Origin of the sequence: Caulobacter soli, from assembly GCF_011045195.1 — a bacterium.
Classification (GTDB): domain Bacteria; phylum Pseudomonadota; class Alphaproteobacteria; order Caulobacterales; family Caulobacteraceae; genus Caulobacter; species Caulobacter soli.
Map to the genome: position 1 here is coordinate 3,227,301 of NZ_CP049199.1, position 11,926 is coordinate 3,239,226.

The window sequence follows — 11,926 nt, forward strand, 5'->3', positions numbered from 1 at the left end:
CAATCCAAACGCTCCTGACTGCATCTAGCTCTTCAGCCGGTATCCCGTCCGGAACAGGCCCCAGCACCACAGGAACAGCCCCACCGACAGCACGGCCGTCACCGTCGCGCCGATCGCCACCGAGCCGTCGGCGTGGCCGATGAAGCCGTAGCGGAAGCCGTCGATCAGATAGAAGAACGGGTTGAAGTGGCTGGCCGAGCGGAACGGCTCGGGCAGCTTGTCGACCAGGTAGAAGGTGCCCGACAGGAAGGTCATGGGCATGATCAGGAAGTTGGTCACGGCCGCCAGCTGGTCGAACTTCTCGGCCCACAGACCGGCCAGCACGCCCGCCAGGCCCAGGATCACCGAGGCGCCGACCGCGAAATAGATCACCGCCCACAGGTGCGACAGCTGCAGGCCCGCGCCCGGCAGCACGCCGATCACCAGGGCCGTCATCGCCCCCACCACGATGCCGCGCGTCGCCGCGCCCAGGCCGAACGCCGAGACCTGTTCCAGCGGCGTCAGGGGCGGCGTCAGGAAGTCCGGCGTCAGGCCCATCATCTTGGCCTGGATCAGCGAGGACGACGAGTTGGCGAAGGCGTTGTTGAGGATGGCCATCATGATCAGCCCCGGGGCCACGAAATGGCCGAAACTGACGCCGTCCACCGCCTGGCGGCTGGGGCCCACGGCCACCACGAACACCAGCATGTAGAGCAGGGTCGTCACCACAGGCGCGGCGACGGTCTGGGTGCCCACCTTCCAGAAGCGGCGGATCTCGCGCTGATAGAGGGTGAAGAACCCGCTCCAGTTCCAGCCGTGATAATCGCGCGGCTGCGGGGGGATGACGGTGTCTGAGATGTCTTTCATAAGCCCGGGGTCCTGAAGCGCTTTCGCCATGTGCGCCCGAGGCTGGCCCAGCGCAAGCGGCGCTCCGACAGAATCAATATGTTGTTTCTGTGGACAGACCCCTTGGCGCCTATTGTGTGTTTTAACGTATTCTTTACACTATCTGGTAGGCGAGCGGCCGGCGGGGCTGTTCGTACACCAGATGTAGAGGCCGAGGCGAGTCGGGGAAACCCGCTTCGGACTCTTTTTAGGCGGAGATGGGCAATGAGCTGGACTGACGAACGGGTCACCACCTTGAAGAAGCTCTGGCTGGACGGCCTGTCCGCCAGTCAGATCGCCAAACAGTTGGGCGGGGTCACGCGCAACGCCGTCATCGGCAAGGTGCACCGCCTTGGCCTGTCGGGCCGCGCGGCCCCCTCGCAACCGGCGCGTCCGGCCTTCAAGGCCCCGCGTCCGGCGCGTCCGGCCGCCACGACCATGCCCTCGGCGCCGCGCCGGGTGATCGCCGCCGAGCCGGCGGCCCTCCCGGCCGTCGCCCAGCAGCCTTCGGTCCCGGCGTTCCGCGCCGAGGAGCCGGGTTCGGCCACCGTGCTGACCCTGGGCGCCCACATGTGCAAGTGGCCGATCGGCGATCCGTCGACCGACGGCTTCACCTTCTGCGGCCGCCGCTCGTCGGAAGGCCCCTATTGCGGCGAACACGCCCGCATCGCCTACCAGCCGCAACAGACCAAGAAGAAGGCCGGCGCCACCGAACTGGCCCGCTCTCTGCGCCGCTACATCTAGGCCTCGCACCGTGGGGCCGCCCGCGCTTTTCGAGCGCGGGATACCGGGTCGGTGGTAGGAATCCTCGCGTCGCGGCGCTTGTCAGGATTTCGGCTCCACGACGAGGACTGGAAAAGATCCCGGACGGCCGAGAGGCCGCTCCGGGATCTTTGCGTTTGGGGAACGACGAATTTGGCGTGAGATCACACCCACTTGCCCCCACCTGACCGCTTCGCGGTCTGTAGGGTGCAAGTGCTCGCCACACGGAGACACCCATTTCACACCCAACCAAAATCCGTCTTATCTAATCCCCCATGACCGACGTCGCCGCCCCCGATTCCAACGCCCAGGCCTATTCCGTCTCGGAACTGGCCTTCGCCCTGAAGCGCACGCTGGAAGACCGGTACAGCTTCGTGCGGCTGCGCGGCGAGCTCAGCAAGGTCACCCACCACTCCAACGGCCACGTCTATCTGACCATCAAGGACGACAAGTCCGCCATCGACGGCGTGGTCTGGAAGGGCAATGTCCGCCAGTTGCAGATCCGGCCCGAGCACGGACTGGAAGTCATCGTCACCGGCAAGATCACCACCTATCCGGCCGGTTCGCGCTACCAGATCGTCATCGAGACCATGGAGGCCGCCGGCGTCGGCGCGCTCTTGGCGCAACTTGAACGCCTGAAGGCCAAGCTGCACGCCGAGGGCCTGTTCGCCCCGGAGCGCAAGCGTCCCCTGCCCTCGATGCCGGCCGTGGTCGGGGTGATCACCAGCCCGACCGGGGCCGTGATCCGCGACATCCTGCACCGCATCCGCGACCGCTGGCCCTGCCAGGTGCTGGTCTGGCCCTGCGTGGTGCAGGGCGACGCCGCCGCCGGCCAGGTCAGCGCCGCGATCCGGGGCTTCAACGCCATAGCCCCCGGCGGACCGGTGCCTCGTCCCGACATCATCATCGTCGCCAGGGGCGGCGGCTCGGTCGAGGACCTGTGGGCGTTCAACGACGAGGGCCTGGCCCGCACGGTGGCGGAAGGGACGATCCCACTGATCTCGGCCGTCGGCCACGAGACCGACACCACCCTGATCGACTTCGTCTCCGACCGCCGCGCGCCGACCCCGACCGCCGCCGCCGAAATGGCCACGCCCGTCCTGGCCGAGCTGCGGGCCCTGGTCAGCGACTACGACCGTCGCCTGAACACCTGCGGCGCGCGGACGGTCGAGGAGCGCCGCACCCGCCTGATCAGCGCCGCGCGCGGCCTGCCCCGCCCCGCCGACCTGCTGGCCCTGGCCCAGCAGCGCCTGGACCTGGCGGTGCGCGGCCTGCCGCGCCTGGACGACCTGACCGCCCCGGCCGAGCGCCACTTCAAGGAGGTCGCCGCCCGCCTGGACGCGGCCCTGCAGCGCAACACCGACATCCACGCCCGCGACCTGCTGAAGGTCACCGCCCGCCTGTCGCCCGACACCCTGCATCGCCAGCGCAACGACGCCGGCCGCCGGGTGGGCGACCTGGGCAAAAGGCTGGACCTGGCGGCCCGGCGCGTTCCCGAGCGGGTCGCCCAGCACGCCCGCCTGCCGGCCTTGCAGGAGCGGCTGAACGCGGTGGCGCGGCGACGGCTGAAGCACGAGACCGACCGGCTGATCGGCCTGGACAAGTTGCGGCTGTCGCTCAATCCCGAGCGGCCGCTGGAGCTGGGCTTCGCCCTGGTCCGCAAGGCCGACGGCACGATCGCCCGCTCGGCCGGCGAACTGGCCAGCGGCGAGCGCGTGAGCCTGAAGTTCAAGGCCGGCGAGCGCGACGCGGTGATCGACGGCGAAGGCGGGGCGCCGATCCCCCCCGCTCCCGTCGCCCCGCCCCGTCCGGCGCCCAAGCCAAAGCCGGCGCCGTCCACCGATCAGGGGAGCCTGTTCTAGATCCCGGGGGATGAAGCCTATCTGTTCCGAAACCACCAACTGGCGTAAAAGACCCTCATGAACGCGTTCGATCCCAATCTCGGCAAATCCGGCGGCCCGGCCACGCTGCACTATGGCGACGGCGAGTTCGCCATCATGAGCCCCGGGCAATACGTGCTGTGCGCCGTCACCGGCGCCAAGGTGGCGCTGGAGAACCTGCGCTACTGGAGCCCCGAGCTGCAGGAGGCCTATGCCGGCCCGACCGAAGCCCTGAAGCGCTGGCGGGAGAGCCGGGCCTGAACCGGCGGGGGGCGCTCGCCGGCCTGACCGCCGCCCTTGGCTTTCCATCTCTCGCACGCGCCGCCGCGCCCGGCCTGGCCCTGTCCGGCCGCTTCGTGCAGGGCGGCGCTGTCGTCGGCCATACCGCGCCCCGCGCCACCGTGCTGCTGAACGGCGCGCCCGCCACCCAGGCCTCGGCCAACGGATGGTTCGTGATCGGCTTCGACCGCGACGCCCCGCCCCCGGCCCTGATCACGGTCGAGACCGCCGACGGCTCGGCCAGCCACCAGGCGACCATCGCGCCCGGAACCTTCGACATCCAGCGCATCGACGGCCTGGCCCAGGACCAGGTCGCCCCCAGCGATCCCGCCCTGCTGGCCCGCATCGCCGCCGAGGGCGCGCGCAAGAGCGTCGGTTTCGCCAGCCGCCAGGACGCCGACTGGTTCCGCACCGGCTTCATCTGGCCCGTCCAGGCCACCCGGCGCTCGTCCAGCTTCGGCGGCCAGCGCATCCTCAATGGCGAGGCCAAGCGTCCGCACTACGGCGTAGACCTGGCCGCCCCGGTCGGGACGCCGGTCGTGGCCCCGGCCGCCGGCGTGGTCAGCTTCGCCGAAACGGGCCTGCACTTCGAGGGCGGGCTGATCCTGATCGATCACGGCCAGGGCCTGATCACCGCCTATCTGCACCTCTCTCGCATCGACGTGGCCGCCGGACAGTCCGTGACCCAAGGCCAGCTGATCGGCGCGGTCGGCAAGGAAGGCCGCGCGACGGGTCCGCACCTGTGCTGGCGGATGAAGTGGCGCGACCAGAATCTGGACCCGTCGCTGATGGTCGGGCTGCCGCAACCACGCGCCTGAGGGGAACCTTCGATTGTAAATTCGCCTGTGAGGGGATCGACAGGCCGTTAACTGTACAGTATCCCCCGCCATCCCTTTTTCGCGATGGAGACCCCGCCCCGCATGTCAGCGACGCTCGAACAGCTGCGCTTTCTGCTGGTGGACGACAACCATCACATGCGGGCGATCGTCTCGACGATCCTCAAGGGCGTGGGCGTACGACACGTGCTGGAGGCCATGGACGGCGCCGAGGCGCTGCAGGTGGTCCGCGACCACCAGATCGACATCGCCATCGTCGACTTCCGCATGTCGCCCCTGGACGGCGTGCAGTTCACCCAGCTGGTCCGCCAGTCGCCCGACAGCCCCGACCCGTTCCTGCCGATCATCATGCTGACGGGCTTCGCCGAGCGGCACCGGGTGTTCGAGGCCCGCGACGCCGGCGTCACCGAGATCGTCGTCAAGCCGGTCACGGCCCGCTCGCTGCTGGACCGGATCAACACGGTGATCTTCAAGCCCCGGCCGTTCATCCGCACCGAGGACTATTTCGGCCCCTGCCGCCGCCGTCGCGACGACCCCGCCTACGACGGCCCCAAACGGCGCGGACACGAACGGATGCTGGAGCTCTAGGCTTCGCTCGCCGCCAGGGCCGCATAGACCTCGTTGGGCCACCGGCGGTGCACCCAGAACCACTCCTCGGGCCGCTCGCGGATGCGCTCTTCCATGAAGGCGTTGACCAGCTTCACCCCGGTCTCGATGTCGGCGGTGCGATCGCCGGTGTTGGGCAGATGGATGGGATCGTGCACCACCGCCCGGAACCGCGCGCCCTTGATCCGTTGCACCGACATCGGCTGCAGCACCGTGCCGAAGCGGATCGCCAGGCGCGAAGGCCCCGGCGCGGTGCGCACGGGATGGCCGAAGAACAGCCCCTCGACACCGGTGTTGAACTTCTGGTCGTTCATCAAGGCCACCGACTTGCCTTGCTTCATCCCTTCCAGCAGTTCTCGAGCCCCGTCCCCGCCCTTGGGCGCGAACAGCCGCACGCCGTAGCGGAAGCGGCTGGCCTTGATGCGCTCGTCGACATACGGATTGTTGGCCGCCCGGTAGGTCATCTCGCAGACGACCCCGGAGTCCACGATCGCCGCGGGCATCACCTCCCAGTTGGACAGGTGTCCCGAAACGAAGACCACCGGGACCTTGTCGGCGGCGATCTGGAACAGGCGCTCCTGGTTGACCACCTCGACCCGGCCGGTGGAGGGCAGGATTTTGTCCATCAGCGGAAATTCGGCGAAGGTGCGGCCCAGGCCGTCCCATTGGGCCTTGAGCATGGCGTCGCGCCACGCTTCGTCCTTGTCCGGGAAGGCCAGCTTGAGGTTGCGCGTCGCCACCTTGTGGGCGCCGCTCAGGGGCCCGACCGTGCGACCCAGCCAGCCGCCGAACGCCGAGGCGGCGTCAACGCCCAACAGGCGCACCACGCCTATGAAGAGGTCAAAACCCAGCGCTTCCGCGCGCCATAGAAGGTCCTGGGCCCAAGGCCGACGCTTATCCGACATGAACCCTTAGTAGCCTGCTTCGCGGACAAGTGGGACTCGCAGCGTGTGTCGACTCGCACGCGGCTCGCCCGGCACGCGACTTGCGGATGTCAACCCAGGCCGTTCCGTTTCGGGACGGGAACATGAAATCGGGGCGTCATCATGGGCAACGACATCGATGTTTATCTGGGCAAGCGATTGCGGCGTCGCCGCCGTCTGCTGGGCCTGACTCAACAACAGCTGGCCGGCGCCGTCGGGGTGCGATTCCAGCAGATCCAGAAGTACGAATGCGGCGCCAATCGCATCTCGGCCGCTCGCCTCTGGCAGCTGTCCGAGGCGCTGGAGGTTCCGGTCGGCTACTTCTACGACGGCCTGTCGGACCGCGCGGCGAAGGAAGCCGCCACCGAGAGCGAAGGCGGCGAGATGTTCGCCCGCAAGGAGACGCTGGACCTGGTCCGCGCCTACTATCTGCTGGGCGAGCGTCCGCGCCGTCGCCTGCTGGACCTGGCCAAGTCGCTGAACGGCGGCGAGGCGATCGAGGCCTGAGGTTCGCGAACGGTGGCGTCGAGTCGAAGGGCGGGCTAAAGCCTCGCCCATGACCCTCGCCGCCGACCGCCTCGCCCAGCTCGACGCCTTCGTCATCGACCTCAATCGCGCTTCGGCGGCGGCGATCCTGCCGCTGTTCCGCGCCGACCACGGGTTGGAAGACAAAGGCGCCGGCAAGAACCTGCCGCGCGACAGCCACGCGGCCTTCGATCCGGTGACGGAAGCCGATCGCGGCGCCGAGGCGGCGATCCGCAAGCTGATCGCCGAGCGCTATCCCGACCACGGGGTGATCGGCGAGGAATACGGCGACGACCGTCCGGACGCCGAGTTCGTCTGGGTGCTCGACCCGATCGACGGCACGCGCGCCTTCATCTCGGGTCTGCCGCTATGGACCACCCTGATCGGCCTGCGCCATCAGGGACGCTCGGTGCTGGGTTCGATCGGCCAGCCCTATACGGGCGAGATCTTCATCGGCTCGGCCGCGGGTTCGCGGCTGATGTCGCAAGGCGTCGAGCGTCCGATCCGGGTGCGCGAGTGCCCCAACCTGACCGACGCCATCATCGCCACCACCGATCCCGACGCCTGCTTCGACGGGGCCGAGCGCGGCGCCTGGCTGCAGGTGCGCGCCGCCGCCAAGCTGGCCCGCCTGGGCTGCGACGCCTACGCCTACGCCATGGTCGCCATGGGCAAGATGGACATGGTCATCGAGGCCGGCCTGAAGTCCTGGGACGTCGAGGCCGCCATTCCCCTGCTCGAGGGCGCCGGCGGGGTCGTCGCCAACTGGCGCGGCGAACCGATCGGCCCGGACGGCGGCCAGATGGTCATCGCTGGCGATCGTCGCTGCCTGGACGAGGCGCTGGTCTCGCTGCGCCGGTCGGCGAAGTAGCTAGCCGCTAAGTCGCGCGCCACACCGGGAACACCGCGACCTCGGTCGATCCCATAGCCCGGGTCATGGTCTCGAAGTCAAAGCCAGGCAGAGCCATCAGGCGATCGATAACGACCTGCTCGCCAGTCGCTCCGCCTGGAAATGCGACGGCGACACGATCGTCGGCGCCAAACAGCAGCCACCACAAATCCGCGCCCCATGGGCCGGAATCGTCCGTCTCGATGATCACGCCGCGAAGTTCCGACATCGAAACTCGATGTTCTTGCTTGTCCGGGTCACGGAGAGCGACGACGTCGTCGATCAGAGAAAGTTCGTAGGCGGCTTCGGGCCGGCCCGACGCGCCGGAGTCGACTGACCAAGTGACTTCAGCCAGGTCCAAAGGCTCATGCGAGCTTGCCGGCCTTCGAACGCACAACGCCATCCACCGTCTCGTCGAAGGCCTTCCAGAACACCGCGCGGCGCTCGTCCGTCTCGATCAGGATCTCGTGGAAAGCGTCGGCGATCTCGACGTAGCGGCCCTTCGGCAGGCGGCCGGCGATCGACGTCTCATCCGCGACCAGCACCCGACTGTCTTCGCCGGCGCCAACGATGGTCACCGGGATCGATACCGCCTCGACCCCTTGGGTTCGCCGCAGGAACGCGCAGGCGGCGAAGGCGAAGTCGGTCCAGCCCCAGGTGATGCCGCCTAGGGCGATGTCGGGATTGGCTTTCATCTGAGCCTGGAAGCGGGCGTAACGCGCCGCGTCGTGGGTCAGGGCGTCCTTTGGAAAACTCTGGATGAAGGGATCGCCCTTGTCGCCCAACACGTAGTCGCCGGCCAGGCCGGCGCGGGCCATGGTCCAGGCCAGGGCGCGGGCGGCGCGGGCTGGCTTGCCGCCGGTGTTGAGACCCAGCATCGGAGCTGACAGCACGGCGGCGGCGAAGCGGGTCTCGCCCGTGGCCAGCACCAGCATGGTCAGGCAGCCGCCCATCGAATGCCCCAGGGCGATCCAGGGCTTGGGCAGTCGCGTCTCGAACGCGGCCAGCAGCGCCTGGTAGTCGGCGAGGAAATCCTTGAACCCGGCCGCGTGCCCCTTCAGCCGGTCCGGCAAGGCGCGGTGCGACAGCCCCTGCCCTCGCCAATCGTGGACCAGCACGACAAAGCCGCGATCCAGAAGGTCCTGGACGACTTCGAAATACTTCTCGATCGGCTCGCTGCGCCCGGGGCTGACCACCACCGAACCTCGGGCGTCGCCTTCCGGCGAAAACAGAGCGGCGCGGAGGGTCGCCCCATCCGCGCCGCTGAACCATTCGGCCTTTCCATGGTCGGGGACGGGCGCCTCGGAAATCGAGACCAGCGGCGCCGCATCCCCCATGGATCAGCGCATCTTCGCGAAGAGGGCCGCCATCTTCGACTGCAGGGCCATGGCCGTACCCATGTCCGACAGCTTCAGCTTGCCCGTCATGACCGCCATGGTCGGGTCCAGCGAGCCGGCGCCGATGGCCAGCAGGTCGTCCAGCGACAGGGTCATGGTCAGGTCGGCCGGCTTGTCTTCGTTGGTGACCGAGCCGCCGTCGATGTGGATGACGCCGGTGTCCTTCAGGTCGAACTTCAGGCTCTTGCCCAGACCGCTGTCGTCACCGACGGCGGCCTTCATGCGATCGGTGATTTCCTGCAACGTAGCCATGTCGCGTCTCCCTCTGTGGCGCGTGGATTCTGCGGCGGCAGACTGGCCGCTGGATCGCGACGAGTAAACACTGTTCAGACGCGCCGGCGGCTAATTTCTTCGTATCTTCAAGATCACCCAAGGGAAGCCATGCCTCCCTGGGCGGCCCTCACCTCGGCTTGACGAACTTCAAGGTCATGCGGTCGCTCTCGCCGATGGCGTCGTACTTGGCATGGTCGAAGCCGGGCTCGGCCGGCTCGCCGCGCGGCGCCGACAGCCGGGTGGGCGGCAGGGTCCAGACACCGAACGGATGATCCTTGGTGTCCTTGGGGTTGGCGTTGATCTCACTCTCGCCCGCAAGGACGAACCCGGCCTCCTTGGCCATCTCGATCACATAGGCCTGCTGCACGTAGCCGTCGGCGGCCAGCACATCCTGCACCCGGCCGGGCTCACCCCGGTGCTCCTCGATCCCCAGCACGCCGCCGGGCTTCAGGGCGGTCAGGGCCTCGCGGAAAGCCTTCTCGGCCAGGCCCGCGGCCATCCAATTGTGCAGGTTGCGCAGGAACAGCACCAGATCGGCCGAGCCGGCCGGCGCGACCGGGCCGCTGGTCGGTCCGAAGGCGGTGACGACCACCTCGCCGTAGACCTTCTTCTTGTCGGCGAGCTTGCGCTGATAGGCCTCGACGGCCGCCTTGGCGGCGGGTTCGTCCGGCAGATCCGTCTGCAGCGAGGCGGCGTAGAGCTTGCCGCCCGTCGCGGCCAGGTACGGGGCCAGGATATCGGTGTACCAGCCGGAGCCGGGCCAGAACTCGACCACGGTCTGGCCCGGCTTCAGCCCCCAGAACTCCAGGCTCTCGACGGGATGACGCCAGACGTCGCGGGCCTTGTCGGCGGGCGAGCGCCAGTCGCCCTGGGTCGCGGCCTTCAGGCTCATGGGCTCGGCCTTCGCCGCCGGCTTGGCGGCCTCGGGCTTGGCCGCCTTGCGCCCGCACCCGGCCAGGCTCAGCGCCGCCGCGCCCGCCAGCAGCCCGCGCCGCGACCATCGAAGTCCAGAACCCATGCCATCCCCCACCATCAACGCGACGCTTCGATCATGCACCCGACCTTGGCGAAACTGCGCCCAGATCGGCCGAGGCCTCAGCCCGGCTTGCGAAAGCGCAGGGTCATGCGGTCGCTCTCACCGATGGCGTCGTACTTGGCGCGGTCGAAGTTCGGGTCGGCGGGCTGACCATCCGGCGCGCTCTGACGGGTGGGCGGCAAGGTCCAGACGCCGAACGGATGGTCCTTGGTGTCCTTGGGATTGGCGTTGATCTCGGACTTGGCGTCCAGCTTGAAGCCGGCCTTTTCCGCCAGGGCCACGACCGTGGCCGTCGCCAGATAACCGTTCGCGCCCTTGTCGGTCTCGGACTTGGGGTCCGCGCGGTGATCCTCGACCGCCAGGACGCCGCCCGGCTTCAGCACCTCGAAGAAGTCCTTGAAGATCTTGTCGGCCACGCCTGGTTGGACGGTCCAGTTGTGGACGTTGCGCGCCGTCAGGACCAGGTCGGCCGAGCCCGCCGCCCCCAGCGGCCCGGCGACCGGACCGAAGTTCACGAACCGCACGGTCCCGTACTTGGCCGGGTCCATGAAGCGCATCTCGAAGTTCGCCCGACCCTTGCGAGCGCCTTCCGAGATCTTGGGGTTAGCCAGGTCAGCCAGGCCGGCGATGTAGACCCCGCCGGTGGCCTTGGCGTAAGGGGCCAGGATCTCGGTCCAGTAGCCGCCGCCCGGCGAGACCTCGATCACCGTCTGCTTGGGCTTCAGCCCCCAGAAGGTCAGGCTGTCGTAAGGATGGCGGGCGCCGTCGCGGGTCACGCTGGCCGGCGTCCGGTCGGGCGAGGCGATGGCCGCCTGCAGCGCCGCGTCGGCGGCGAAGACGGGCGAGGCCGAAAGGCAAAGGGCGGCGGCGGCGAACAGCAGGAGATGGCGGCGGCAGGTCATCGTCGAAGCTCTCCAAGAGCGGGCCAAAGGCCGGGCGCGCCGACCTTAGCCTTGGGCGAACGCCGATCAAGCGATTCACCGTCCAGCCGCTCATTCAACCTCTTGAAGTCGAAAATCGGCGCACCACCTTGGTCTCGAAGGTGCTGGAAACCCGGGCCTTCCGGATCGTCGGCGACGCCTATTCAGGGTCGCCAAAGGTCTGAACCCATTGAACAACCTTGCTTTGAAAGAAGGATTGTCACCATGCGTACGATCGACCTGTCGCCCCTCTATCGCTCCGTCGTCGGTTTCGACCGGCTGGCCGCCCTGCTGGACGCCGCCGCCTCGAACGAAGCCGCCTCGGGCTATCCCCCCTACAACATCGAGCGCACCGCCGAGAACGCGTACCGCATCGAGATCGCCGTCGCTGGCTTCAAGTCGGAAGAGCTCGGCATCGAGGTGAAGGAAAACCTTCTCACCGTCACCGGCCGCAAGCCGGCCAATGACGAAGCCAAGCGCTATCTCCACCGCGGCCTGGCCGAGCGCAACTTCGAGCGCCGCTTCCAACTGGCCGATTACGTGGTCGTGACCGACGCGGCCCTGTCGGACGGCCTGCTGTCGATCTCGCTGAAGCGCGAGCTGCCCGAGGCCCTCAAGCCCCGCACGATCGAGATCAAGTCCGCCGCGTCCCTGATCGAAGGCGCCAAGGTCGAAGGCGAGAAGGCAGCCTAACGCCACCTTCGCGCGTTACCTCGATATCCCCTCTATGACCCTTTTT

The 11,926-nt window shown here is 68.3% G+C and carries 15 protein-coding genes; 8 read left to right on the plus strand and 7 right to left on the minus strand.

All coding sequences use genetic code 11. From position 1 onward, the window contains the following. Nucleotides 1-24: 24 nt before the first annotated feature. A complete protein-coding gene (locus G3M62_RS15060) occupies nt 25-846 on the minus strand; it encodes an ABC transporter permease (RefSeq protein WP_165188338.1) in 822 nt (273 codons plus the stop codon). Nucleotides 847-1,089: 243 nt separating this feature from the next. Between G3M62_RS15060 and gcrA the strand changes: the two genes are divergently transcribed. The 5 genes from gcrA (at nt 1,090) to G3M62_RS15085 (ending at nt 5,209) form a co-directional block, all read left to right on the plus strand. Continuing rightward, on the plus strand, nt 1,090-1,608 hold the full coding sequence (gcrA, locus tag G3M62_RS15065) for a cell cycle sigma 70 cofactor GcrA (protein ID WP_018113364.1): 519 nt from the start codon (nt 1,090-1,092) through the stop codon (nt 1,606-1,608). Nucleotides 1,609-1,901: 293 nt separating this feature from the next. Next, a complete protein-coding gene (gene xseA, locus G3M62_RS15070; protein WP_165188340.1) occupies nt 1,902-3,488 on the plus strand; it encodes an exodeoxyribonuclease VII large subunit in 1,587 nt (528 codons plus the stop codon). 57 nt (nt 3,489-3,545) lie between these two features. Then, on the plus strand, nt 3,546-3,767 hold the full coding sequence (locus G3M62_RS15075; RefSeq protein WP_165188342.1) for a DUF2093 domain-containing protein: 222 nt from the start codon (nt 3,546-3,548) through the stop codon (nt 3,765-3,767). A gap of 95 nt (nt 3,768-3,862) precedes the next feature. Beyond that, complete coding sequence (locus G3M62_RS15080) at nt 3,863-4,603, plus strand: M23 family metallopeptidase (RefSeq protein WP_165188344.1); 741 nt, start codon at nt 3,863-3,865, stop codon at nt 4,601-4,603. Nucleotides 4,604-4,705: 102 nt separating this feature from the next. Then, nucleotides 4,706-5,209 (plus strand): response regulator, encoded by a 504-nt coding sequence (locus G3M62_RS15085; protein ID WP_165188346.1) that lies wholly within the window; start codon nt 4,706-4,708, stop codon nt 5,207-5,209. On the opposite strand, the gene G3M62_RS15090 is transcribed toward G3M62_RS15085, so the two are convergent. Then, nucleotides 5,206-6,132 (minus strand): lysophospholipid acyltransferase family protein, encoded by a 927-nt coding sequence (locus G3M62_RS15090; RefSeq protein WP_165188348.1) that lies wholly within the window; start codon nt 6,130-6,132, stop codon nt 5,206-5,208. The two genes, G3M62_RS15085 and G3M62_RS15090, sit on opposite strands and share 4 nt — an antisense overlap. Nucleotides 6,133-6,273: 141 nt before the next feature. Here G3M62_RS15090 and G3M62_RS15095 point away from each other — a divergent pair, with 141 nt between their 5' ends. Then, nucleotides 6,274-6,657, plus strand: a complete 384-nt coding sequence (locus G3M62_RS15095; RefSeq protein WP_165188350.1) for a helix-turn-helix domain-containing protein — start codon at nt 6,274-6,276, stop codon at nt 6,655-6,657. A gap of 49 nt (nt 6,658-6,706) precedes the next feature. Next, nucleotides 6,707-7,543: a histidinol-phosphatase gene (gene hisN / locus G3M62_RS15100; protein ID WP_165188352.1), complete on the plus strand. Its 837-nt coding sequence runs from the start codon at nt 6,707-6,709 to the stop codon at nt 7,541-7,543. Nucleotides 7,544-7,550: 7 nt separating this feature from the next. On the opposite strand, the gene G3M62_RS15105 is transcribed toward hisN, so the two are convergent. From G3M62_RS15105 to G3M62_RS15125, 5 genes are all read right to left on the minus strand, one after another. Continuing rightward, nucleotides 7,551-7,922: a hypothetical protein gene (locus G3M62_RS15105; RefSeq protein WP_246263284.1), complete on the minus strand. Its 372-nt coding sequence runs from the start codon at nt 7,920-7,922 to the stop codon at nt 7,551-7,553. 4 nt (nt 7,923-7,926) lie between these two features. Then, nucleotides 7,927-8,898, minus strand: coding sequence for an alpha/beta fold hydrolase (locus G3M62_RS15110; RefSeq protein ID WP_165188354.1), 972 nt, complete (start codon nt 8,896-8,898; stop codon nt 7,927-7,929). A 3-nt stretch (nt 8,899-8,901) separates the two neighbouring features. Further along, the gene (locus G3M62_RS15115) at nt 8,902-9,210 is read right to left on the minus strand and encodes an SCP2 sterol-binding domain-containing protein (RefSeq protein ID WP_165188356.1); all 309 of its coding nucleotides are present in this window, start codon (nt 9,208-9,210) and stop codon (nt 8,902-8,904) included. A gap of 148 nt (nt 9,211-9,358) precedes the next feature. After that, nucleotides 9,359-10,249 (minus strand): class I SAM-dependent methyltransferase, encoded by an 891-nt coding sequence (locus G3M62_RS15120; RefSeq protein WP_165188358.1) that lies wholly within the window; start codon nt 10,247-10,249, stop codon nt 9,359-9,361. Nucleotides 10,250-10,326: 77 nt separating this feature from the next. Continuing rightward, entirely contained in the window at nt 10,327-11,169 is an 843-nt protein-coding gene (locus tag G3M62_RS15125; protein WP_165188360.1) for a class I SAM-dependent methyltransferase, read from the minus strand. 243 nt (nt 11,170-11,412) lie between these two features. Here G3M62_RS15125 and G3M62_RS15130 point away from each other — a divergent pair, with 243 nt between their 5' ends. Continuing rightward, nucleotides 11,413-11,880 (plus strand): Hsp20 family protein, encoded by a 468-nt coding sequence (locus G3M62_RS15130; RefSeq protein ID WP_165188361.1) that lies wholly within the window; start codon nt 11,413-11,415, stop codon nt 11,878-11,880. Nucleotides 11,881-11,926 lie beyond the last annotated feature (46 nt).

Coding starts and splice junctions, on each gene's coding strand:
- hisN (WP_165188352.1), top strand. CDS start 6,707: ATGACCCTCGCCGCCGACCGCCTCGCCCAGCTCGACGCCTTCGTCATC.
- G3M62_RS15130 (WP_165188361.1), top strand. CDS start 11,413: ATGCGTACGATCGACCTGTCGCCCCTCTATCGCTCCGTCGTCGGTTTC.
- G3M62_RS15110 (WP_165188354.1), bottom strand. CDS start 8,898: ATGGGGGATGCGGCGCCGCTGGTCTCGATTTCCGAGGCGCCCGTCCCC.
- G3M62_RS15115 (WP_165188356.1), bottom strand. CDS start 9,210: ATGGCTACGTTGCAGGAAATCACCGATCGCATGAAGGCCGCCGTCGGT.
- xseA (WP_165188340.1), top strand. CDS start 1,902: ATGACCGACGTCGCCGCCCCCGATTCCAACGCCCAGGCCTATTCCGTC.
- G3M62_RS15120 (WP_165188358.1), bottom strand. CDS start 10,249: ATGGGTTCTGGACTTCGATGGTCGCGGCGCGGGCTGCTGGCGGGCGCG.
- G3M62_RS15095 (WP_165188350.1), top strand. CDS start 6,274: ATGGGCAACGACATCGATGTTTATCTGGGCAAGCGATTGCGGCGTCGC.
- G3M62_RS15060 (WP_165188338.1), bottom strand. CDS start 846: ATGAAAGACATCTCAGACACCGTCATCCCCCCGCAGCCGCGCGATTAT.
- G3M62_RS15075 (WP_165188342.1), top strand. CDS start 3,546: ATGAACGCGTTCGATCCCAATCTCGGCAAATCCGGCGGCCCGGCCACG.
- G3M62_RS15125 (WP_165188360.1), bottom strand. CDS start 11,169: ATGACCTGCCGCCGCCATCTCCTGCTGTTCGCCGCCGCCGCCCTTTGC.
- gcrA (WP_018113364.1), top strand. CDS start 1,090: ATGAGCTGGACTGACGAACGGGTCACCACCTTGAAGAAGCTCTGGCTG.
- G3M62_RS15085 (WP_165188346.1), top strand. CDS start 4,706: ATGTCAGCGACGCTCGAACAGCTGCGCTTTCTGCTGGTGGACGACAAC.
- G3M62_RS15090 (WP_165188348.1), bottom strand. CDS start 6,132: ATGTCGGATAAGCGTCGGCCTTGGGCCCAGGACCTTCTATGGCGCGCG.